The organism is Flavobacterium sp. GW821-FHT12A05 (assembly GCF_058807735.1).
On sequence record NZ_JBXAQY010000005.1, the window covers coordinates 231,067 to 256,638 of the forward strand.

General features: G+C 32.5%; 13 protein-coding genes and 1 other RNA gene. 6 read left to right on the forward strand and 8 right to left on the reverse strand.

The features are described 5' to 3' along the window. Window position 1 precedes the first annotated feature (1 nt). The 4 genes from AC1RRQ_RS13355 to AC1RRQ_RS13370 all read left to right on the forward strand — a co-directional run bounded on the left by AC1RRQ_RS13355 (window position 2) and on the right by AC1RRQ_RS13370 (window position 11,403). On the forward strand, window positions 2-2,428 hold the full coding sequence (locus AC1RRQ_RS13355; protein ID WP_493023533.1) for a hypothetical protein: 2,427 nt from the start codon (window positions 2-4) through the stop codon (window positions 2,426-2,428). Window positions 2,429-2,569: 141 nt separating this feature from the next. Next, window positions 2,570-4,186, forward strand: a complete 1,617-nt coding sequence (locus tag AC1RRQ_RS13360; RefSeq protein ID WP_493023534.1) for a tetratricopeptide repeat protein — start codon at window positions 2,570-2,572, stop codon at window positions 4,184-4,186. 447 nt (window positions 4,187-4,633) lie between these two features. After that, entirely contained in the window at window positions 4,634-10,693 is a 6,060-nt protein-coding gene (locus AC1RRQ_RS13365) for a M4 family metallopeptidase (protein WP_493023535.1), read from the forward strand. A 71-nt stretch (window positions 10,694-10,764) separates the two neighbouring features. After that, window positions 10,765-11,403 (forward strand): porin family protein, encoded by a 639-nt coding sequence (locus tag AC1RRQ_RS13370; RefSeq protein ID WP_493023536.1) that lies wholly within the window; start codon window positions 10,765-10,767, stop codon window positions 11,401-11,403. Between the two features lie 148 nt (window positions 11,404-11,551). Here the strand turns inward: AC1RRQ_RS13370 and AC1RRQ_RS13375 are convergent, their stop codons facing one another. The 6 genes from AC1RRQ_RS13375 to AC1RRQ_RS13400 form a co-directional block, all read right to left on the reverse strand. Continuing rightward, on the reverse strand, window positions 11,552-11,713 hold the full coding sequence (locus tag AC1RRQ_RS13375; protein WP_493023537.1) for a hypothetical protein: 162 nt from the start codon (window positions 11,711-11,713) through the stop codon (window positions 11,552-11,554). 140 nt (window positions 11,714-11,853) lie between these two features. After that, window positions 11,854-13,560, reverse strand: coding sequence for a helix-turn-helix domain-containing protein (locus tag AC1RRQ_RS13380; RefSeq protein WP_493023538.1), 1,707 nt, complete (start codon window positions 13,558-13,560; stop codon window positions 11,854-11,856). Continuing rightward, entirely contained in the window at window positions 13,557-14,423 is an 867-nt protein-coding gene (locus AC1RRQ_RS13385) for a thiopeptide-type bacteriocin biosynthesis protein (RefSeq protein WP_493023539.1), read from the reverse strand. The genes AC1RRQ_RS13380 and AC1RRQ_RS13385 overlap by 4 nt, the downstream gene beginning before the upstream one ends. 4 nt (window positions 14,424-14,427) lie before the next feature. Then, on the reverse strand, window positions 14,428-16,650 hold the full coding sequence (locus tag AC1RRQ_RS13390) for a lantibiotic dehydratase family protein (RefSeq protein WP_493023540.1): 2,223 nt from the start codon (window positions 16,648-16,650) through the stop codon (window positions 14,428-14,430). Window positions 16,651-17,540: 890 nt separating this feature from the next. Next, window positions 17,541-17,938: a transfer-messenger RNA gene (gene ssrA, locus AC1RRQ_RS13395) on the reverse strand. A 66-nt stretch (window positions 17,939-18,004) separates the two neighbouring features. Next, window positions 18,005-19,207 carry a serine hydrolase domain-containing protein gene (locus tag AC1RRQ_RS13400; RefSeq protein ID WP_493023541.1) on the reverse strand — a complete coding sequence of 401 codons (1,203 nt, stop codon included), beginning with the start codon at window positions 19,205-19,207 and terminating at the stop codon, window positions 18,005-18,007. Between the two features lie 241 nt (window positions 19,208-19,448). Between AC1RRQ_RS13400 and AC1RRQ_RS13405 the strand changes: the two genes are divergently transcribed. Further along, on the forward strand, window positions 19,449-20,651 hold the full coding sequence (locus tag AC1RRQ_RS13405) for an NAD(P)-dependent oxidoreductase (RefSeq protein ID WP_493023542.1): 1,203 nt from the start codon (window positions 19,449-19,451) through the stop codon (window positions 20,649-20,651). 211 nt (window positions 20,652-20,862) lie between these two features. Here AC1RRQ_RS13405 and fumC read toward each other — a convergent pair whose 3' ends face one another. Next, window positions 20,863-22,248: a class II fumarate hydratase gene (fumC, locus tag AC1RRQ_RS13410; RefSeq protein WP_493023543.1), complete on the reverse strand. Its 1,386-nt coding sequence runs from the start codon at window positions 22,246-22,248 to the stop codon at window positions 20,863-20,865. A 353-nt stretch (window positions 22,249-22,601) separates the two neighbouring features. Between fumC and AC1RRQ_RS13415 the strand changes: the two genes are divergently transcribed. After that, a complete protein-coding gene (locus tag AC1RRQ_RS13415) occupies window positions 22,602-22,775 on the forward strand; it encodes a hypothetical protein (protein WP_026984685.1) in 174 nt (57 codons plus the stop codon). A gap of 231 nt (window positions 22,776-23,006) precedes the next feature. Here the strand turns inward: AC1RRQ_RS13415 and AC1RRQ_RS13420 are convergent, their stop codons facing one another. Next, window positions 23,007-25,520: a TonB-dependent receptor gene (locus tag AC1RRQ_RS13420; protein ID WP_493023545.1), complete on the reverse strand. Its 2,514-nt coding sequence runs from the start codon at window positions 25,518-25,520 to the stop codon at window positions 23,007-23,009. Window positions 25,521-25,572 lie beyond the last annotated feature (52 nt).

The window sequence follows — 25,572 nt, forward strand, 5'->3', positions numbered from 1 at the left end:
AATGAAAAATCTATTGATTATTCTATTCTTACTGCTGATAAGCAATTCATATTCACAAGATGCTGGAATGAAAATTAATTTTAAAATTGAAAACAATAAAATAGTAACTAGTGATAAAACTTCTCAGCTGAAATTACCCCTTGAATTAGTATTTTCAAAAGCATTTAAGGATAAGTCTATTACTATTTTGAATGACAAAAGTGAAATTCTGGCTTTAAATAATTCAAAGTTTGGTGATCAAAATTTAACCCTGCTAGATGGAGAAACGTTTAATATTGAAATTGATAAGGAAGGTGTAGTGAATCCTTCATTAGCAGCAGATAAAAAAATTGATGGAAAGAAAATTCTACTTCAAATAGAAAAGTATGCTCCAATTGTTTTAGCATTTGATAAAACTACAGATACAGAAAATCAAGACTCCAACGGCGATTATAAAGCTGGATACCTTTATTATGATGCCATTAAGTTGTCTGAAGAAAAAGATGTTGCCCAAAGAAAACAAATTCTTAGTGCTTATGGTATCAGCAGTTCAAATATTTCAGAGAACCTTTATTTAAAAGAAGTATTTGGAGCTGATTACCTTGCTGGCGGTGTTCAGGGAGGAGGTTCTCTTTTATCAGTCGCAGGAGGTACTGATGTAACTTATTTTGCAGCAGGATTAGCACGATTTCTGGCTGAGCGCGCGAAAGACGAGCTTAATGAAGCATTTTTTAATAAAATGAAAGAACAGCTTAATGCTTATCCGGAATTAAAAACGGTTTTTCCTAAAACAACGTCTATTTTAAATACTATTGAAACCTATTCTTATGCATCAGTAATTCAAATTTTAAAAGAAGCATTTGAAACAGATGTTCAAAATCTTGCAGAAAATTTATATAACATCAAGGAATTAGATTCATCTTCTTGCAGTGAGGTGATTATATGTTCATGCAAGGAGGATGCAAATTGCAAAAAAATACCGATAGAAACATGTAGTAGTTGTGAAAGATGTAAATGCGAAAGCAGACTTAAAAAGCTCAATGATTTTTTTCAAACCATAAAAGGACAATGGGTAGCTTTAGGAATGTTTACAGTAAAAGAAGCAGTTCAATCGTCAAATCCTTTTGAATTATTACAAACAGTTGCTCATTCTGGAGATTTAAAAAAGCTTAAAGAAAATGCGGCAAAAGATAATAAAACATACGACGATTATAATGTAGCGGCATCGATTGAGCTGGCAAACTTTATTTCGGTTAGTTTAAAAAGTAAAGAAGAAGATCAAATGTGGATTACTTCAAAAGAACTTAATAAGCTTTTTAAAGACAGTAAAACGTTTAAAATTTATTTAGGACTATTAGTTGCCAAAGAGCAGCATGGAGAAGATAAAATCGATTTTTATAAAGCAAATACTTTAGAAAGATTTAGTAAACTTCTTAATGATAAATATGCTCTATATTCAAAAGATTTGAATATTTATATTAGTCTAGTAAAAAATACCTATAGTGCTTTTAGTGCAGCTAATAATGCTATAACAAAAATACAGGCAGCTACAAATAAATCTATTGAAGCAGAACCACAAGCACTTTATGATTATTATCGCACTTTTTCGGCTTCTTTAAAAGCTGTTACAAGTAGTGAAGCGTTAAAAATGCTTACAGAAAGATCTAAAATTACAAGCAGAACTGAAATTATAATAAAAGGCAATCAAACTAAGTATTACAATTTGATTGAACAAATTATAGACCCGTCAGTTGATATTGCTTATCATATTGCAGTTAAAAAATACAGTGCCGCTATTTATGATGCTACAATCCTTTTAAATAATTTGAATTCAAATAACGAGGATTTCAAAAAAATGACAAAGTCATTTGTAAAATACGGAACACTTGTTTCAACAGTTGCCGGTGCTCAGTCTTCTGATGAAGTTAAAAAAGCTTTGGACGCATCTGTTTTACAAGTAGGAAGTGCATCTATTAAAAGAAAAACAGATTGGAGTTTTAGTATTAATGCTTATGTTGGAGCTTTCTGGAGTTATAAAAACACAGCAGTTTCTAAGGACTCAATACCATCTTTAGGTCTGGCAGCACCTATTGGTTTCAATGCTTCAAAAGGAACAAGAAACGGAAAATGGGGTGGATTTAGTGCTAATATTCAAGTGATAGATTTAGGAGCTTTAGTTAATTATTATTTAATCAAAGGAGACGCTGCTTCATTACCTAATGATTTTAATGTCAAATTGTCTAATATCTTTGCTCCGGGCTTTAATTTACTCTATAATATTCCTAAAACGCCTTTGTCGTTGGGTTGGGGAGGACAATACATTCCTACACTATATAAGTACGAGCAAATTAACGGAGCAAACAATCTGGTCGCTACAAATGCCTGGCGCTGGCAGGTATCGCTTTTAGTTGATATTCCGTTATTTAATTTAAAAGTCTGGGATTTCTGAGAGAAATACCATTATCCCTTACGTTTTAATTGAATTTAAAAGCAAAGGCTGTTATGTTAAAAAAAGAAATCAGCATTGAGAAAACCGAAATATGAAATAAGAACTGTTTAAATTTGAAATTCTTTTTTAGAGTTTTAAAATATGACATCACGATTTTTTTCTTTATTCTTTTTCCTGATTCTTTCTTTAAATAGTCATTCTCAGTCTTCAACAAAAGAATTGATTGACAGCGTAAATTCGATCAGCGATCATCAGAAAAAAGCAGAGTTGTGTCGTACAATTGCATTAAGGCTGCAAAATTCAGATTGGGACCGAGCCATAAAATATATAGAATTAGCAGAAGCCGAAGCAAAAAATACAGAACAGTCAGAACTTGCTTTAGCTTCTGTTTATGTTACGGCTGGAAAAATGTACGCTTCAAAAGAAGTTATAGATATTGCGCTCCAATATTATTTAAAGGCGCATACTATTTACAAAAAACATAATAATATTGAAGAAACAGCCAGATTAGAAAATAATCTTGCGATTATGTACGCGGTAGGAAATAACAAAGAAAAAGCATTGCAATATTTCTTAAATGTATACCGCTATCAAAAGTCAAAAAAAGATGCTGTAAAGCTGATAAAAATTTTAAATAATATAGGAACCCTGTATTTGAATAAAAATTTAGACTCTTCTTTGCATTACTTTCAAAAGGCGTATGCGATAAATAATACCATAAAAGACAACGGTTTAAAAATTAATGTCTGTACCAATTTAGCCCGAGCGTATGCTTTAAAAAAAGATAAAACAAATGCTGACGATTATTTTAATAAAGCTTTTTCATTACTAAATAAAAACGTTGACAGCTTTGTGGAAGCTTTTCTTTATGAATCTTTTTCGGAGTATAAACTAAAAGAAAAAAAGTATGATGAGGTAATTGTAAATGCAAAAAAGGCATTAGAATTATCTAAGGAAAACGAATATACTTTTTCGGGTTTAAACCTGAACAAAATACTTTATGAGGTATATATAAAGAAAGAAGATTATAAAAATGCAGTTTATTATTTTCAGCATTATAATACCATTAACGATAGTATACATATTGCAGAAAAAACAGTTAATATTGAAAGAATAAAACTGGAGCAGGATTATAAAGTGCGCACTCAAATAAAAACACTTACCGAAGAAAAAAAGCGATTTAAATACTATGTAGTCGGCTTAATATTAGTTGTAGGTATCTTGATATTAATTATTTTATTAATTAAATACCGAAATAAGAATATTAAAAACCAGCTCGAAAAAGAAAAGCTAAAAACCAGTATGCAGGCCTTAAATGAAAGTCTCGAAGCCAAGAAAAAGGTTTTGATAGGAAAGGCAATGGCAGAAATTCATCGTACAGACAGTATTAATGAAATTCTGACCGACCTTAAAAAAATTAAACTTAAAACGGTCAATAAAGAAATGCAGCACGCTATTGATATAGTCCTGAAGCGTCTGGAAAAGAATTTAAATACCGATATCTGGCAGGAATTTGAAATAAGTTTCGAACAGGTGCACAAATCCTTTTTCGATAAATTGACCGTAGATTATCCTTCTCTTACTCCAAAAGACCGCAGACTTTGCGCGTTGTTATATTTGGATTTAACCACAAAAGAAATTTCACAAATTACGGGGCAGTCCTTTAAGTCTATCGAAAATGCCCGAACCAGACTTCGCAAAAAGTTTGATTTAACCAATGAAAAAGTAAACCTCTCTACTTATCTCAATACTATTTAAGTTTTAGGTTTGGAATTTGGAATTTTAAAACTTGGAATTTAGAATTTAATTCTCAATTTAAAATTAAATTAAGTAATTGATTTAGTTTGTTTTATCTCGTTTTGAGTGTTTTTTGGGTGATATTTTTTTGCCTGTGAGTGTTTTTGTAATACCTCTTTTTTTTCAAAAACCTATAGGTCCATTCTACATTTACCAAATCAAGGTAAATGAATTGAAATGAACCGAAAGAAGAAAATGGAGCCTCCTAAAAGTCTAGAACAGCTTTTAGAAGAAGCAGAAATGAAAAAGAAAACCCTCTTAAAGATTCTGGAAAAAATAACAAAAGAAAATTCTGAAAATCAGCCTCCCAATTGATTTTTAGAAAATGCTTTAATGGCTCGCTATGACCATAGAAGTGTATGTGTAACTAACCAAACAAACTAGAATATTAATTTTAAATTTAAAAGAATGAACCAAATTTACTTTAAAACCAAGTATTGGCTGGTATTGTTAGGTTTCTTTGTCTGTTCCGTTGGAATGGCTCAGTCACCTCTTCCAAACCAGAAAAAAGATCAGGTTTCTAAAAAGAATGATGATCCAAATCCTCTTTTTATTCAAAATGAGGAAAAAATGAAAGGCAAAGAACTTTCTGCAGCAGAAAGCGAATCTGTGATGAAACAAGCACAGCAAAGCCAGAGTTTATTGGAACAAAAATTATCGAATACTTTTGAGAAAACAAGCCCGCAGGATTCCGTTAGTACAAAAGTCAAATCTTTTGCTAAATCTTCAAACCTGACAGCTAAAAATATATTTGAAGTTAAAAAAGGAGAATTTGATTTATCTGCATCTGATAAAATGCAGCTAAAATCAGTTTCTGATAATCACGGAAGAACGCTGGTTACGTATCAGCAAATGCATAATTCTATTCCTGTTGAAGGAGCAATTTATAAGGTTAGGGAAAATAAAACTAAAATTGATGCATTTGGAGGCACAGCTAAGAAATTGTCGGTAAGCAGTAATTATAAAATAAAGGCGTCGACAGCTTTAGAAAATGCGCTTAAAACCGTAAATGCTAAACAATATATTTGGGAGAGTAAAAAATTAGGTGCTTTAGTTAGTAGAGATATTAGCAGTAAACCGCAGGGGGAGCTGGTTTATGTGGGACCTAATTTTTCTTCTGAATTAAAAGAATATTATCTGGCATGGAAATTTGATATTTATGCGACCAATCCGCAATCCAGCCATACTATTTATGTAGATGCCAATACAGGAAAAATAGTTCTTACGCTGGATTTAAGCCGTGATGCTGTTTTTGAAGGTCAAAGTTTAGGTAAAGGTAAGTCAAGATATTCCGGAGAAGTAACATTTAATACAAAGCAATATGCTGACGGATACAGACTAGAAGGACTGCAGGGAAAATACAATGTGCCAATGGTTACCTGGAATATGAATCATGCTGATAATGCTTCAGATGAAGTAATTACGGAATTTATCGATGAAGATAATATCTGGAACGAACTGCATAATAAAGATCATGATGAAGTTGCTTTAGATATTCATTGGGGTATGCAGAAGACGATAGAATATTATGGTGAAAGATTTAATCGAAATAGTATCGACGACAAAGGAATGACCATTATCGGCCTTGCACATTTAGGTACTAACGTCGAAAATGCTTCCTGGACTGGTGGATGGGCACAATTTGGAGATGGTTATGATACACCTTATGTGGGCTTAGGAATTACAGCCCATGAATTAACGCATGGTGTAACACGTTTCACAGCCGGTTTAATTTATAAAGGAGAATCAGGTGCTTTAAATGAATCTTTCAGTGATATTTTTGGTGTATCTGTTGAATTTTATGTTGGAAAAGACAAAAAAGAAGACATCTGGATGATGGGAAGTGAATTGTACACCCATGGCAGTATGAGAAATATGTCTAATCCTAAGGCTCAGGGACAGCCCGACACTTACGGAGGATTAAATTGGGTAAATCCATTAAACGTTAATAATGATAATGGTGGTGTACACACTAACAGCGGTATTACAAATTACTGGTTTTACCTTTTAAGCGAAGGCGGTCAGGGCGTAAATGACCTTAATAACAGTTATGATGTTAAAGCTATTGGTTTGGCCAAGGCAGAGAAAATTGCTTACATAACACTTACAGAGTATTTATCGCCTTCTTCAAACTTTAGCGATGCACGCCAGGCAAGTTTAATGGTGACAGAAGATTTATACGGATTAGGTTCTGAAGAATACAAACAGGTTACTAATGCCTGGTATGCGATTGGTGTTGGAGCAGTTTATTCAGACAAACAAATAACGCTGGTTTCTGTTGAAAAACCTTCTATTACTTGTGCTTCTTTAAAAGGGGATGAACCTTTTTATGTTAAAATAAAAAATACTGGATCTAGCGTAATTAAACCCAATGAAAGTTTAAATTACAAATTGAGATTAATGATACCGGGTTATGGCGGCAGATTGAGTAGTGTTTATACTAACGATGGCACTATTACTTTGGATAAAGGTCTGGCAATAGGTGAAGAAACAACTATAAAAATTCAGGATCAATTTCCTTATGAAATAAGTCCCACTATTATAAATTATGTAGAAGTTAAATTTGATTTTAAACCTATTACAGAGTTTGGTACAAAAGATGGTGTTTCTTTTGTTTCCAGCTTTGTAAATCCTGCAGGACCAAAAGATTTTGATCTTAAAGTTACAGGGTTAAATCTTCCGGCTTATTCGGGCGCAGGCTTATCAGCAAATCATAGTTTAGCAGTTACGATCTATAATTTGGGCTGTAAAGATATACCAGCAGGATCTCAGTTAAAAGTGGGATACTTAAATACACTTCCGGGAAATGAAACAGTATGGAAAGATATTACATTAGATACTGCCTTTAAAGGGAACTCAGAAATGACAATTACTTTTGATGGTACTATCAATTTATCTGAAAACAAACTTCATACCTATGAAGCTTTTGTAACCTACAGTCAAGATCCGGTAACGACAAATAACAGTATTATAAATTCGGTTTTCTCTGGTACTATAGCTCAATTTCCATATTATCAGGATTTTGAAAGAACACAAGGGGGATGGTTTTCAGAGTCGTTAATCACCAGTCAAAAATTTATTTGGCAGCCTTCTACTACTTCATTCAGAGATACCAAATCGAAATATTTATGGGCGTGTATCAATATTGGAAGTTCTGAAAAAATAGCACCAAATGCCGATTTTACATTACAGTCACCCGTATTTGATTTCACTAATGTTTCATCGCCTTATGTTGAGTTTGATATGATTTACTTGTTTGATAGAGGATATGACGGATTAATTGCGGAGTATTCTGAAGACAATAAGAACTGGAAAAAAGTTGAAGGTATAGATTATCCTCTAACGCTGCATAATAATGACCTCTTATCAGGACCATGGTTTACCGGTATTAATAATGATGTTAGTAAAAAACCGATTGCAATGCATTTAAATCAACTTGCAGGCAAAAAAGCAGCCATTCGTTTCCGAGTAGTTATGAGTAATCATACCAGCAATTTTTTAGGAGCGTTTATAGATAACATACGTGTAAGTAATGCACCTTACGATTTAGAAGTTGTAGATGCTAAAATAGAGGCAGGTACTTGTACTATTAACAATGATAACGCAACCCTAAAAGCTAAGATCGTTAATAATTTTAAAACAACAAATGAGAAAGTAAATGTTTCAGTTAAAATTTTGGATAGCGACAAAAATGAAGTCTTTTCAAAAAATGAAAAAATATCCTTGACTTTCACTAAATATAGAGATACGCTGACTTATTCTATTCCAAATGTTAGTTTAAAATCTATAGGTGAAAATACAATTGTTGTTTCTGTTTTTCCTGAAGATATGACTCAGGATGTGAAACCGGAAAATAATGCTTTCACATTGGGTTACGACAGCTGGAAAAATGAAGACATGAAAGTAGCTGTACTTCCATACACCATGGATTTTGAAGACGAGACCAAATATAAAGGATGGAGAACTTTTGAAAACAAAGATGCTGCAGGCTGGAAACACGGAACTAATAAAGATTTAGTTTCGCCGGGATGGGTTGTAACAGAACATACTCATTTTATGGCGAGTAACGATGATAAATGTAATTGCGATTCATCAAACGATATGTTAATCTCTCCAGTGTTTGATTTAAGTAATTATAAAGAAGCACATTTATCATTTGATGCTTTTGGAGACAGCAAAAGACTTTCAGACGGATATGTAAAAGTAAGTACTGATGGAGGTGCAACCTGGGAAACGGTATTTAAAATGCCTTATATCAGCAATTGGTTTGAATATCATGTAAATTTAACTCCTTACGCAGGAAAACCTTGTGTTCTTATAGCATTCCATCACGATGATAATAAATTATTTGCCAGTGGTTTTGCTGTAGATAATATTAAGATCAAAGAAAACGCAGATTATTTGCAGTTATCTCATTTAAGTATACCCGAAGTTATCTATGAAGACGCTCCTTCGCACGAATTTTTTATAAGTGCAAAAAATGTATTTTATAATGCCGTTACTAAAGCTGCGATCGAATATCAAATTACACAAAATGGTAATGCAGTAGGTGAACCAGTTGTGTTAGAAAGAAATGATAAAATATTGCAATATCAAACCATTGTGTATACGCTGGATGGTATGCCGAAGTTGGCTGCAGGAAATTATGAAATTAAGGTAAAAATAATTACAAACGGACAGCCAAAAGATCAGGCAGAAAGTATTACAGGAACGTTTCAGGTTATAGAAAAAGCGAAACAATTAGATGTTGAAACTTTTTCAAATGTAGCTCAGGGGCCATTATTTGGAGAAAAAGGATTTATTTCAAGTCAAAGTGATAGAACTTTTCCATGGACTGTAGTTGTCAAACCGAGTAATAAAAACTTAGTTATTCCGGTTAAAGATCACACAGGAGATACTGCAGCAACAATGCTTTACCATCCGCTTGAAAATGGCTATAATTATGGAGAATTAATTCTTCCTCTTTATAAGTTATCCGAAAACGCAACTGCTCTGGAATTTTATTATGCAATAGAAAGCAATACCAGTAATGATTTTATTGTAGATATTAAAAATGCAGGAGGCGAATGGAATGAAGCGTTTAAAACAACTAAAGAGATTTATGCAGACAAGGAATGGCAGAAAGCAGTACTGAATTTAGATAAATACAAAGGGAAATCTATAATGCTGCGATTTAGACATGCTTTGGGACAAGGATATTCTTATATGGTACTAGATGATTTAAAGGTAATAACTGACCCTATTGTAGATGTAGCATTACAGTTATTGTCACCAAAAGATATCTGCGGCGGATCTGAAGTTAAAGTTAAATTGACCAATGAAGGACAAAGTGCAATTGCAGCTAATGCGATTCAGTTAAATTTAGAGTATGTCAATACAAATGAAACTATTTCAGAATCGATTGATGCAGCAATTCCGGTAGGAGAAAGCATAGAATATATATTGAAAAAACAGCCAACACTGGATGAAAGCGGCGACTCTCATATTTTTAATATTACCGCAAAATTAGAAAATGATTTTGTGCTGCAGAACAATGAAATAAAAAACTACATCTATCAGGGAGTACCGTCAGATTTTAAAATATTTGATAATTCAATGATCCATGGTTATGCAGGCAAAACTTTATATGTTAATGCTCAAACTAATATTACGGCTAAAAAATTAAAAGCTGTTTCGTACAAATGGAGTACAGGTGAAGTTTCTAATGCTATCGAAATAAATAAAGCCGGAGATTATACCGTAACAGTTGTGATGAAAAACGGATGTACACTTACAGAAAAGATAACAGTGACATTTGATGCTTTCGAATCTGACTTGGTAAGCGGGGCTGTCTGCGGACCTGAGGTGGTTTTAAATCCGGGAGATTACAAATCTTACGAATGGTTTGATGGTTCGACTGAACCGGAATATGTTGCAAAAGAAAGCGGAACTTATTTTGTAACGGTTTATAATGAAAATGGAATTGGTAAAATTTTAAGCACCACAATTTCAGTTTTGGATAATAATGTTGTACCGGAAATTAAAGTTACAGCTGATAAAAAGTTAACAGCTTCGGTTGATGCGGCTTCCTATCAATGGTATTTAAACGACAGACCTATACCAAATGCAACCCAGAAATCGATCATTACCTTTTGGGAAGGAAATTATACACTTCAGGTAACGAATGGTAACGGATGTAACAGTACTTCGGCACCATTTGATTCAAAAGGTATGCTTGTTGGAAAAATAACAAATTCGTTTAGAGTCTTCCCTAATCCGGTTGTAGACAATGTCAATATCTTCTTGGCAGATAAAGTCGAAGGAGAAGTGCAAATCAACATTTATGCAATGGATGGAAAATCAGTTTGGAATAAAACCTATTCAAACGTTCCGTCAACAATAAATATAAGCGGATTAACTTCTGGAGTTTATGTTTTAGACTGCAGTGTACAAGGTAAAAAATACACCACTAAGCTTATTAAAAACTAACTAACCAATTTTAACTAGAATAGGTAACTCTCATTTTGGGAGTTACCATTCTTAAAACAAACAATTGAGGTATGAAAAAATATATGCTGATTGTAGGCGCACTGTTTTTGAGTGTGACTGTTATGGCTCAAACTGAAAAAGTAAAACTAGGCGTAAAAGCGGGTTTAAACTTATCGAGTCTTTCTTTTGATGAAAGTGAATTAAATTCATCAAGTAAAACAGGATTTACGGCCGGGATTATGGTCGAAGTTCCTTTGGCGAAAAACTTTTCGCTGCAGCCGGAATTGTTATATAGCCAGCAAGGAACAAAAAGTTCTTTTTCTGATAACGAGGTAACAAATTCACATTATAAAAGCACTATTAAACTGAATTATTTGAATATTCCGGTAATGCTGAAGTATTATCTATCAAAAGGATTAAGCTTGCAGGCCGGGCCTCAAATTGGCATACTTTTAAAGGCCAATAATAAATATCAGGATAACTTTTTGGGGTATGAAAACCGTGAGAGTTTCAATTTAAAAGAATATGCTGCCGGAATAGACACTTCTGTAAATTTCGGATTAGGGTATCAGTTTAAAGATAAATTTTATACAGATGTACGATATAACATTTCTTATTCGAATGTTTTTAAAGAAGGAGATGTTAATCATTTCATTAATAATGATATGAAGAATAGAGTTTTTCAAATAACCCTTGGTTATTTTTTTTAATAGAATGAGTTAGTAAAAGTGTACTTAAGTTAGTGTTAGTACCAATAAAAAAAGCCTGAAAACATTAAGTTTACAGGCTTTTTTGTATGATATAAATACCATACTTTTTGATGTTTTCCAAAACATTTATACAATTCTAAAAAAAAAATTAATTACTTATCTGCCCGGAATTTGTTGGAGGTGTAATTGTTAAGTCTCCTTTATCGTGGATGCCATCGCCTCCTTTAATTACTTGCAGATTTTTGAATTCGGCAATTTTAAATTTATCCAATGATAATTTCTTAGCAGTTTTAAGTTGTTTTTTTTTCATTACTTTAAGATTAATTTTTTTTACGAATATATGATCAATTATAGATAGTTAAAAATTCTTGTAATCGACATTTATAAATATCGGCTTTAAAGATTCTTAACTTGTTAGATTCTATGTGTTTAAAAAGTTTTTTTGACGGGTTATTTTTCGCTGTTTTTAATAAAATAAGAAGGTTGATATCCTGTTTTTTTGAAGAAAGCTTTAGAAAATGATTCAGAATTACTAAAACCAACTTCTTCTGAAATCGCTTTAATAGAGTAATTTCTAAATTTTTTATCCTTGCTTAACCTCGCAATAGTATGTTCTATTCTTAAGTCGTTAATGTATTGACTAAAGTTTTTGTTTTTATATTGGTTAATTGTTTTAGATAAATAAGTACTATTGGTTTCAAGCTTTCTGGCAAAATCAATTTGGTTAATGTTAGCATCCAGATAACCTTTGTTTTTTTCGAATTCATCCAGTTTTTTTAAAATTTCAAGAGCCTTCTCTTTAGGAAGATCGACTGTTTTTGAAGTATTTTCTTTTGATTCGATGACAGTTTCAGAAGCTGGTTCTGCTATCTCAGGATTTTTATTTTGTTCCTCATATATTTTGACTAATTCATGAACTCTGTTTTCGTATAGATTTTTTTCTTTTTTTGTTTTCGATAAATAAAAAAGAGAGAGTCCAAGTCCAATAAAAATTAAAAATCCAATGCCAATATAAAGTTGTTTTTCCATGTTTATTTTTGAAATAACTTTTTCTTTCTCAAATAATAAATGAGGCTGTTCGTAATTTTTATTGATATTGTCTTCTAGAATAATTCCGTTTTTATTTAAATAAGTATCGATTTCAATTAAACGATTTAAGTAATATAACTGCTTGTCATTATCTTTTAACTCTTTGCTTATTTCAATCAGGCGAACACAATTGTTGCGTAAATCGGCTGTGTTAGAACCACTTTTAACTAACGTAGAATCTGCTTTTTCAAAATAACTCTCAGCTTTTACTATATCTTTTTCATTTTGCAGAATATTTTCTCCCCTGTAATAATAACTAATAGCCAGATTTAGTTTATCGTTTCCGGAACTCAGCATTGTAATTGCTTTATCTAAAAGAGCATTACTTCTTGCAAATTCTTTTTTAAGATGGTAACAAATACCTTCATACATGATCGAATATTTATAAAATTGATCATCTGACTTTATTTGGTTTTGCAAAATCTTAATATAATGCAGCGCAAGATCTATTTTTTTTAATCGAATATAAATATCTGATAAAATCCAGGTAGTATATAAATAATTAGTAGAGTGAATGTTTTTAGATTTAAAATAAGCATAGTTTTTAATGATAAGCGGTAAGGCTTCTTTTGGTTTTCCCAGCTCAATTTTAATTAAAGCAATTTGCTGGTTTACCAATAAATTTTGTTCAATATTCCCTTTTTTCAAAGAATATTTTTCTGCTTCTAATATATTGGTTAAAGAGGATTTTAAATCCATTTTTTTCATCAGGAAATTACTTTTTAAGATATAACCTCTTGCAGGATAATTAAAATCGTTAACATCTTTAGTCAACGTAATGATCGAGTCAGAACTATGCATTGCAATTGTGTCGCTGGCAACCGATAAAGCAAAATAATATAATCCGTTGGCACGTATTATCTTGTCACTTTGCAGTTTAGATTTTTGATAATAAACATTCGCATATAGTTTTTTATTCTTTTTGTTTAGAAAAGAATTTTCGTAGCGCTTTTGCAGTTCTTTAAAAGAGGTGCTTTTTAAAGAATCTGGAATAATAAAAGTTTCTCTTTTTTGAGAAAATAAAGCAGTCGTAAATAATAGCAGAATAATTAGGATAGTATTTTTCATCTTCTGGCAGCTATACTTTTATAATATCGAGTCATGAAATCATAACATAACATTTCATATTGTCTTTGTTTTGATCTAAAAATACGATTTATGTTCATGTGAATAATAGAGGAAATAAGATTTTCTAAAGAAATCGATGATTTTGTATTTAATATCTCCTTTATTATTGCAATTTCTTTTTTGGTTGTTTTAAAAAGTTTACTTAGTCCTTCTAAATAAACAGGTTCTTGTTTTTCTTGTAAAAATAACTTGATTTCGTCTTTATATATTCGATACAGCTGATTTAGTTTTTGGTTGTTTTCCTTCTCTATACCATGTTCCTTTTTATAAGCTTGTTCCATAGATTTTACAAAACTAATTCGGTTCTCTAAGGATATTTCAAAGTGTTCTAATACATCATTTATCATTTGTAAAGAAGCAAATATGCGAGCCGTTTCATCATCTTCCGCGGTTGTATTTCGAATCAGTTTTAAAGTTTTTTTACTCTGATGATAAAACAGATTCTCAACCAGTTCTATAGTTGTTTCTCCATATCGTTCTATTTCCCTTTTATACGTTGCTGTTGTAATGTCGTTTACGAGATCTTTTTCGATTAATTCCCTAAAATAACCCTTCGTTAATTGTATTATTTTTTGAATATTATTGACGTCATTTACATGAAAACGCAGTCGCAAGTGATTTTCCGGATCATTATAACGGATAAAAAACCACTGTGTAATAAGTTTTTTATCTAATAATTGAGTTACAATTGGAAAAATACTTTCGCTTAAAATACGATCAGCAGAATAGTTCCCGCAATAAATTTTGTAGTAAAGCCATTCTTCTCCCAAAATAAAATTTCTCTGCACTTGCTTATTTATCATTGGCTTAAATTTTATTTCTTTTTAATCCTACAATAAATTGATTGGCATAACGCTCATTATTTCCGTTAACCACAGTGTTTGACGGAAACAGAAATTCTTCTAAAATAAATTGTGTTTTGTTTTTAATTGTCTCCACAAACATTTTAATACAAGTGTCATTTGCAAGGTCAATAATTAATGCGTTATCTCCTTCCATTAATGAAACATATTGCGTTTCTCTAATATTCGTAAAATTAAGGGCAGAACGGAATAATTCAGGATTAAAATCGTTTTTTGAAACCAGTAATTGAAAGAAATCCGGATGTTTTGTTTTGCTGAAAATCCACTTAGCTTTTGAAACGATGCAGTTTTTAATTGTAATTCTTGGCAGATAATCGAAAAGTTTCTCAAATTTAGTACTCAATCCTAAAGCCGATTTATGATTTTCAAACTGCATATCGCATAAAAAATGATAAATAGGCAGCGAATTTTGGGAGTAATTATGGGCATTGGTTAACTTAGGAATTACTTCTTTATCGTGTTTTTTGCTCCATAAAACCAATCGGTTGTTTTTTATAAACAGTACCAAATCTGTAATATTTATTTGATTTGATATTGGCAGACTTGATTGTCCTAAATAAGGTATTTCATAATCTCTAAAATTGGGCCTTCTCAAGATATTTCCTGTTCTGGATTCTGGCAGATGAATTATTTCGGCAATAATTTTATCCGTAGTAATTTCAGATTCGTATTGTGTAATTTCATTTGCAAAATCATATATATCCTGATTTCCATAGCAAAATCTTGCCAGTAAATTTGCAGCGCTCGAACCTCCAATACTTTGTATTACAATCCATTCTTTTTCATTTTCTAAAACAATTTCAAAAACGCACGAAAATGTATCCGGCATGTTTTGAGTTGAAACATTTGGACTTTCGAAATCAGAACATTTTAAATTAATGCTTGTTTTGTTATTTTGTAAAGCATTTTGAAGTTTATTATAAATAACTTTTTCTGATTTACTTAAAGTTATCTCTTGATCTGAATTTATCTTTTCTTTGATTTTAATACTATCTAATAAAGGAGTGGTATCAAAAACAGTTTTTTGCAAATATCCAATTCCGGTTTCTATATCAAGCGCTTTAACTAACGGTATGGTTTGATTTTCGTATCTTTTAATAAATGATTTTTTAAAAGATTCTAAACTCGTGTTTTCTGGTTTTTTAGAAATTATGTCTAACAAATTTATCGCTTTAGATAACTCCGTAATGTGTTTTTTATCCAGCTGAAAATCATTAGATTCAAGAAATAAATCAGTCTGAAAAAGATATTTTTTATTAAAAGAAACTTTAGCTTCTACAACAATATCTGTTATCTCTTTATAAGAAGAAATTTCGTTTCCTAATATTGTATCAATATTTAAAAGCCTAGTCTCAATTTCATTATTTACGGTTTCAATTTCAGTAAAAGCTTTATTATTGATGTTTATTTTGCTTTCTAGATTTTCTGCAGCAAAACAATCTGTAAGTTTTGGTTCTAATTCAGAAACCAGAATTTGATTAGCAATCAGTTCTTGAACAAATTCTAAAGCATCATTTTTATTGATTTCATCACTTATTAAAAACGCCGCTAAGTCATTTTGATTTCTACCGTCAACAGCTTTTTGAAGTATTAAATCCAGATAATCACTTTTTCTTACTGCTTCAAGTGAATATTTTCGCTTATTATCTTCTAAAGTATATTCAATATACCTGTAAAAATCACCTAGTTGATATAATGTAGTATTGGGATAAAAAAGTATTTGGTTTTGAATTGTTTCGTCTTTGATTAATTCGCTTGTTAAATTAGCCGCAAACTGCATATCCAAACGAGTCTTTCTGTAAAAATTGTTCCCGATTTTAATTTTTGTTGAATCAGAAAGTCTTCCGGAACCGCAGGCGGCAAAAAGTCCAAACGGAGTGCATCGGGTTGACATTCGAATAAGATATTTCAGTATAGAAAATTTGATTTTTTCAGCTTTATGAATCGGATAATTGTCTTGATTTTTCCATTTTTCAATTTCAGAAAATAACTCAGGTGAGGCTAAATATAAAGCTTCTTTTATTTGAGAATCGTCTAATAGTTCCTTCACGTTATCAGAAGTAATAGAAAAACCTTCTGTAAGATTTTTATAAAAATTAATTGGATAAGCAGGAATGCGAATTATAACCGAAGAAAAAAAAGTAAAATTTATTTCAGATTTTGACATATTAGCAATTAAACGAATCTTATGGTAATTATAAGTGACCAAAAATATACTATTATTTAGATTATTTCACCATAATTTGCTAAAATGCCCTAAAAATATTTAAATAAAATCATTGTTTTAATGTATTTAAAGCCAATATTTTGCCGTCTTTTTTGTCTTAAATTTATAAATAAGGCCACGATATTTATAAATGTAGACTTATATAATTTGGAGCAATAGGAGTGTTTACATAGTTTTGAGTTCTGAAAATTAAACGTAAGAAAAGACATTGAAAAAATAATAGTAGACAGCAGGAATGTATCTATTTGCAGCATATACTCGACAAACCTATCCGGCCGGTAGTTTTGAAAGTAATTTTAAAACTGAAAAGTAATAAACATTTTGTTAGATGTTAGTTGCTAAAAAGGAAGTATATTAAATAAAGAGAAATTTGGAAAATCCTGGTTATCTCACGAAGATGCTGGTATCGCTTTATTTCTGGAATCAACAGAATAATTTTATAAGTTAGAGCCGCCCAAAGAAGAAAAACTAGATATTAAGTACATTTTTAATTATTTAAACCCCCATAAAAACAATTAATATGGCTTTTTGTAATGTTATTTTTGGGAGTGCTCTAACTTTAGTATTTCCTTTTAACCCAAAGGTTTATTATAAAAACAAAATTGGCGTATTTAGAAATAGAATTTCAGCGCACAAAACAACGTTAAAATGGTGAAATTGTAGAACAAGGAAACCACTCTGAATTGGTTTTTAATAAATCAGATTATTTCAATCTGGTTAGAAATCAATTAGAATAAGGCAGTTAAAAAACTAGAAGCGGTTGGTCTAGGTTTTGATTTTTAAATGGTTCGAAGAAAAAAAGCCTGTAAACAAAGAGTTTACAGGCTTTTTTGTGGAGTCGCCGGGAATCGAACCCGGGTCCAAACAAGCAACTAAAGAGCTTTCTACACGCTTATTTCCTGATTAGATTTTCGATGTCAAGCTAGGCCAGAAACAGCCACCGAACACTTATCTTCTTAATTTTCGAAATCCACCCGAAGCTCATGGAAATCTAGGTTTATTTTTACGGTTCCCCTGAACGGAACGCCACAAACCAAGGCTTTCCAGGAGAATCCAGCTTCTCTACCTTGTAGAGACGTGGCGCAATCTTACTATGATTCGGATTATGCAGCTAAAGCGTAATTATTTTCGCCGTGTAAAAGTGTGAGATCTTATATTTACGAGCAAGGTCTCAATGCTCGACGTGCTTACTGTTCAATTCGACTTGCTGTCAAAACCAGTCGACCCCAAAAATGAGTCTGCAAATTTATACTATTTGAAATTACTTTCTATTAAAAATTTCAGAAAAATTTTATTATTCTTCGTCTTTAAAATTAAAAGGGTAATCTCCAAAAATTGGCGCCAATTTGCGGACTGCATAAGTGTTTCGTGTCATTTTGTTCGATAAAGCAATTATCGTAACATGTTCTTTCATTAAAGTAATGTAAGATGAGGTATTACCATGCCACCAGCCGTTATGGAAATAGAAGTTTTGTCCCGTTTCCCAGTTAATCATTCTAATTCCTAAACCGTAATTCTTCGTTCCTTTACGTTCGTTGCTGTAACCTGTATAAACTTGTTTTAGTAATTCAGGTTTTAAAAAGTCAGGTGATTGTCTGGCGCGGTCAAATTTTAAAAGATCTCGAGCTGTTGAGAAAACATTTTTATCTCCGTAAACATTATCTAAATAGTCAAAACCTATTTCTACACCATTTCCTTTGTACGATGGTACAATCTTTTTTCTGTCTTTATCATCATCAAAAACATAGGTATGAGTCATTCCCAGAGGTTTAAAAATCATTTGAGACATGGCCTCTTTATAACTTAAACCCGTGATTTTTTCGATAATAAGAGCCAGCATTGCATAATTGGTATTGCAATAACTAAAACGTGTTCCGGTTTTAGATTCTAAACCAATATCTTTTGTAGCCAAAATATCTAAGATATCTTTATTGGTAAGCTGGTTGTGTCTGTCCCAAACAGATTTATCTCTGTCTGTAAAATAAGCATAATTACGCATTCCGGTACGATGGCTTAAGAGCATTCTTATTGTGCAGTCTTGGTATGGAAATGTTTTTAAAATAGTATTTACCTTTTGGTCCAAATCAATTTTACCTGCGTTAACCAATTTTAAAACTGCTGTCGCGGTCAATACCTTACTTACCGAAGCAATTTGTACAGGAGTGTCTGCTGTTATTTTTGTGCCTTCATTTTTGTTAGCAAAACCGTTGTAGCGTTCAAAAATTATCTGACCATTTCGGGCTACTAAAAAGCTTCCGTTCATGGTATTGTTTGGCCAGTTTTTATTGTAAAAGTGATTTATTCTGCCTGTAACCGAATTTTTATAAGCCTGTGAAATCTTTGGTTCCGGACCTAACGGCTTCATTTTAGGTAAAGTATCTTCGACTGTTGGGGTAGTAGCTGTTTGTGTTTTATTGTCTTTACCACACGAACTTAAAACTAGTACAGAGAAAAGTATTTGTGGTATCTTTGTTTTTTTAAGGAAAATCATTTGCATCGTTCTTTAAAAACAAATATATCGAATTCAATTTTGTTGTTTTCTCATTTTAGGAGTGCCTGTGGACTTCTTTTTAACATAGTTTTAACGCTTGTTTTTTCTAGATGTTTGTTTTTCAGGTTTTAACCGTTTTGAAACATTCTAAATAGTAATTTTGAAACAAAATTTTAACTAAATTTGTTATATTTGAAACAAATACGATGTAAAAAGTTATATTATTTAATGTTTTAAATTTATTTAGATGAAGTTTGGAATTATAAAAGAAAGAAAAAATCCACCAGACAGAAGAGTTGTTTTTTCTCCAAATGAGCTGACAAAACTAAAGCAGCTTTACCATGAAGCATCAGTTGTAGTTGAAAGTTCTGATATTAGGATTTTTTCGGATTCAGAATATAAAAATATGGGAATTACTGTTGCAGATGATGTTTCTGACAGCGATGTTTTATTTGGTGTAAAAGAAGTTCCTGTAGATGATTTAATTCCAAATAAAGCCTATTTCTTTTTTTCGCATACCATTAAAAAACAGCCTCATAACAGAAAATTACTGCAGGCGATTTTAGAAAAAAACATTGATTTATACGACCATGAAACTATTGTTGACGAATTAGACCGCCGTTTAATTGGTTTTGGAAAATATGCCGGAATGGTTGGTGTTTACAACGGAATTCGTGCTTTTGGAATAAAATTCGAATTATTTAAACTGCCAAAAGCCGAAACTCTTGCCGGAAAAGAGGCCTTGATTATGCACTTAAAACGCATTACAATGCCGGCTTTAAAGTTTGTTGTTACCGGAACCGGAAAGGTGGGAAGCGGAGCAAAAGAAATCCTGGACGCTATTAAAGTAAAAGAAATTGCGGTAGATAATTATTTAACAAAAAAGTATGCGCAGGCCGTATATGTTCAGTTAGATGTTTTAGAATACAACAAACGTATAGACGGTCAGGTTTTGGATTTTAAAGATTTCGTAAATCATCCGGAAGAATACACGTCAGATTTTGAAAGATTTACGAAAGTATCTGATATTTATTTTGCAGGTCATTTTCATGCCAGCAAAGCACCTATGATTTTAACGAGAGAAATGCTAAACGCAAGCGATTGTAAGCTGAAAGTGGTAGCCGATATTTCCTGCGATGTAGGCGGACCAATTGCATGTACGCTTCGTTCTTCGACAATTGCAGAACCTATATATGGTTATTTTCCGTTAGAAGATAAAGAAGTAGATGTATTTCACCCTGCTTCAGTTGCGGTTATGGCGGTTGATAATCTGCCATGCGAAATTCCAAAAGATGCCAGCGAAGGTTTTGGAGAACAGTTTATGGAACATGTTATTCCTGCTTTTTTCAACGGAGATAAAGACGGCATTTTAAAACGTGCCAAAATCACAGAAAACGGAAAACTGACAGAAAGATTTAGTTATTTACAGGACTATGTAGATAATGATTAATTGTAAATTGTTAATTATAAATTGAAAAGCCTGAAATTAATATTTCAGGCTTTTATTTTTTTTGTCAGACTGAGCGAAGTCGAAGGGCTTTATGCATAAAAAGATTTCGACTTCGCTCAGTCTGACAATGCATATTTTTTTATCTGAATAATGATCATTAACAATTAACAATTAACAATTAACAATTAACAATTTATAATTAACAATTAATCTAAACCATTTCCTCCGGTTTTACCCAAGCATCAAAATCTTCTGGAGTTACGTAGCCTAAACGAACCGCTTCTTCTTTAAGAGTTGTTCCGTTTTTGTGAGCCGTTTGTGCAATTTCGGCTGCTTTGTAATATCCAATTTTGGTATTTAAAGCCGTAACAAGCATAAGTGAGTTGTCTACCAATTCTTTAATACGTTTGTGGTTGGGTTCGATTCCCTGAGCGCAATGCTCGTCGAATGAAACGCAGGCGTCTCCTAACAATCGTGCCGATTGCAGGAAGTTTGCGGCCATAACAGGTTTAAAAACATTTAGTTCATAATGTCCCTGCATACCGCCAACTGCAATTGCCATATCGTTTCCTATTACCTGAGCGCAAACCATTGTTAAAGCTTCACATTGTGTTGGATTTACTTTTCCAGGCATGATAGAGGATCCGGGCTCATTTTCTGGGATATGGATTTCTCCAATTCCGGAACGTGGCCCAGATGCCAGCATTCTGACATCGTTTGCTATTTTATTTAAAGAAACAGCCAGTTGTTTTAAAGCGCCATGTGTTTCTACAATTGCGTCGTGTGCTGCCAGAGCTTCAAATTTATTCTCGGCAGTTATAAAAGGGTGTTTGGTAAACTTTGCAATATATTCGGCAACTTTTACATCGTAGCCTTTTGGAGTGTTTAATCCGGTTCCAACTGCGGTTCCTCCCAAAGCGATTTCAGATAAATGGGCTAATGTATTTTTAAGTGCTTTTAATCCAAATGCCAGCTGAGCAGCATATCCCGAAATTTCCTGTCCAAGTGTTAAAGGTGTTGCATCCATTAAATGCGTACGGCCAATTTTCACTACGTCTTTAAATTCGGCTGCTTTTTTTACTAAAGTTGCGTGAAGTTTTTCAACTCCCGGAATTGTAGTTTCAACAATCATTTTGTAAGCTGCAATGTGCATTCCAGTTGGAAAAGTATCGTTTGATGACTGCGATTTGTTTACATCATCGTTTGCTTTTATAAATTGCTCGCCTTCGCCAATTTCAAACCCTTTTAAAACCTGAGCGCGGTTTGCAATTACTTCGTTTACGTTCATGTTACTTTGTGTGCCAGAACCTGTCTGCCATATTACAAGAGGGAATTGATCGTCTAGTTTTCCTTCCAGAATTTCGTCGCATACAGCGGCGATAGCGTCTCTTTTTTCGATTGGTAAAACACCCAGATCATAATTAGCATAAGCTGCTGCTTTTTTTAGATAAGCAAATCCTTCGATGATTTCTTGAGGCATCGATCCTGAATTTCCAATTTTAAAATTATTTCGAGAACGTTCTGTTTGTGCACCCCAATATTTATCGGCTGGGACTTGAACTTCGCCCATAGTGTCTTTTTCTATTCTGTATTTCATTTTGTTGTAAATATGTTGTTTGTAAAATTTCTTTTGAAAACGGATCCTAGCCCCGATAGAAGTGAAAATCCTTTTGTGTTTTTTCTTTAAAAACATAAAAGATTACTTCACTAAACATTTATTTTAATCGGAGTTCAGTGAACTTCGTTTGCAGCGTATAGCGGGAAACAGCTCCTGAAAATACTCATATTCTTCTTCTTTAGATAGTTAAATAATTATCGAAAAAATATCCTTATTTAAAATGAGTATAAATATACGTATAAATGTTATTTGATGAAAATTGATTTAGATTTTATTGCTGAGGAAAAATATATAACCTACATTTGTCGTAACATTCAAAAATTCCGGAAAACATGTTTGAATTTTCACAGTACTTAGGCTTTTTACTTTTCTTAACCATACTAACTATAGGGTTTTGGTTAATGTTTTTCTTAGTTGGTTTCGTATCTTATTGGGTTACGGGAGCAAGCTGGGAAATGTTCAAAGAAAAGAGAGCTAAAAAAAGACAAGAAGAACAATCAATTTAATTAAATTGATTTCATAAAAGGATTCGTGAAAACGAATCCTTTTTTTATGACCAAAATCGAAATAATATTCAATAAAAAAATATCAAATTCCAAATTCCAAAAAGGATTCAAATGGAAAAATAAAATCCCAAATTCCAATGAGTTAATCATTTGGAATTTGGGATTTTTTAATATTGGAATTTATCCAGCAAAATTGGAATTTAGAATTTCAGTATTGAAATTTAACAAATGTTATCCTGGGAATTCGCCGCCGCCATCGCCGCCACCATCATTTTTAGGCTGTGCGTTTCTGTCTCTTTCACTTTTTGGTTTGTTAAAGCGATACGTAAATGATAGATTGAATTGACGTCTGCGGAACTGCATTTCGCTGTAAGCTTTTTGACTTTCATGTGTCACATCATTTTCTAGATAAGTATAAGACTTCATGATACGTGAGTTGAAAATATCGCTGATATTGAATGCAATGGTTGCTTTGTCTTTTAAAACATCTTTACTAAATGCGGTATTCATACCAAACTGACCTAAGTTTTTACCTTGAGCCGTTTTTTGTTCGCCATTGTAAACAGCACTTAACTGCCAGTCTATTTTGTATGGTAACGTTAATTTTGAGTTGATTCTGGCAAACCATGTATTGGCTTGATTATCCAGATTTTGTACTACTGTATTTCCTTTAGTATCTATATAGGTGTTTTCTCCAGTAGATTTTACGTTGTAAAAGTTGAAGTTACTATTGATTCTCCATATTTTAAATGGTGTATAATTCAGCGTAAATTCAAAACCAAATTTTTGCTCTCTACCTAAGTTAATTGGACGGCTTAAAATAACCGGAATTCCTTCAACTGTCTCACCTGGTTTAGGAGTTACCACTACGCCATCAGAATTTACAACATCGCCAGTAGGAGTTCTTACGAAACTGAAAACGTCTTTTGTATTTTCGAAGTATGCCGAAGTATTAAAGGTTAATTTATCCCATCTTTTGATGTATCCGATATCGTATTTGTCAGTTAAAGATGGATCTAAATCCGGATTTCCCTGGAAAATATTTACGTTACTAGAGTAATTTGTCGCAGGATTCATGAAACGTCCTCTAGGTCTTGATAAACGCTTACTGTAACTTGCTGTGAAGTTGCTTTGATCTGAAATTTCGTAGCTAACAAAGGCACTTGGAAACAGGTTATTGTATTTTTTAGTGTTGAAAACGCTGTTATCTAATAGATTTACCTGTATGTTAGTATCTTCCCAACGCAAACCAAATAAATAAGAGAACTTATTGACTTTGAAGCCGTATTGCGAGTAAATTGCGTTTATATTTTCCTTGTATTCTAAAGTATTAGATAATTTAGGATCTGGATTACCTTGATTGTCAGTTATTATGTATTGGTTGTTCAAGTCGCCAAAACTTCCTTTATATCCGGCTTCAAACTGGCTTCCTTCGCCTAATGGCAATACATAATCGGCTTGAAGTTGTATTTGTTTCTGAACCTGATCGTTCAAGGTACTATTGAAATTTGGTGATGCTGTAATGAAGCTATTACTATCGTCTGTATTTCTTGAAATCGATAAATCGGCAGTAAGTTTATGTCCTTTATCGTTGAAATTTTTGATTAAGTTTGACGTATATTCTACGTTTTCGCTTGCGGTTTCACCATCATTTAATCGGTATGAATTACCTGTAAAATCATGTGCTGCGCCAAAATTGCTATATGTGATAAAATCTCTTGTGTCGCCAGAACTTTTTTGATAATTAATGGCATTGGTCCAAAACGTATTTGGAGCAACAGTCCATTCTATACCCGCTCTTCCGTTAAATCCGTCAGAAGTTCTTTTAGTATCACGATCTTCATCAAGAAATCCTTTTGGAGTTCCGTCAGCATTTAGATAAGATGTATTAGTTAAACCTGCACCTTCACTTGTTCTGTGGTTGTAGCCAAGAGTAGTGAAATAGTTTAATTTTTCTGTTTTGTAATTTAAATTACCGCTTAAACCATAGGTTTCAGGAAGTCCGGTCGAAGCAATAAAAGTTCCATTTAAACCTTGATTTTTTCCTTTTTTTAGAATGATATTGATGATTCCTGATCCACCTTCGGCATCATAACGTGCAGATGGATTGGTAATAACTTCGACTTTGTCAATGGCATCTGCCGGAAGCTGACGTAAAGCTTCGGCAACGTTTATCGCGTTTGATGGTCTTCCGTCAATTAAAATTCGGATATTATCGCTTCCTCTTAAACTTACGTTTCCTTCGGTATCAACAGAAACAGAAGGAACGTTGTCTAAAACATCGCTTACTGTTCCGCCTTTTACCATCATGTCCTGACCAACATTGTAAACTTTTTTATCAAGTTTAATTTCTACTGATGATTTTTCGGCACGAACTACAACTTCGTTTAATTGAGCCGCATCTTCGGATAAATTTACATTACCTAAGTTGGTATCGCCTTGAATGCTTTTCTGTTTAATCTCGGTAGCTTTAAACGAAATGAATTCTACTTTTATATCATAAGTTCCTGGTGCAACAGCGACTTCAAATTCGCCTTTAGGGTTGGTTATGCCGCCTGCAATAACTTTTGTATCGTTAGGAGCCATGATCGAAATAGTAGCATATTCAAGGGGCTGCTTGCTTACTTTTTCGAAAACTTTTCCGGTAACCTTAACCTTATTTTTTGCAGGTGGTCCCTGTTGTGCATAGTTGTAAAAGCTTGTAAAAAACAGCACAAGCATTACAGCAAAATTGATTTGTTTCATTTTTTTCTGGTTTCTTTTCTTCTTAGACGGCAAATGTAGCTTTTGGTTTAAA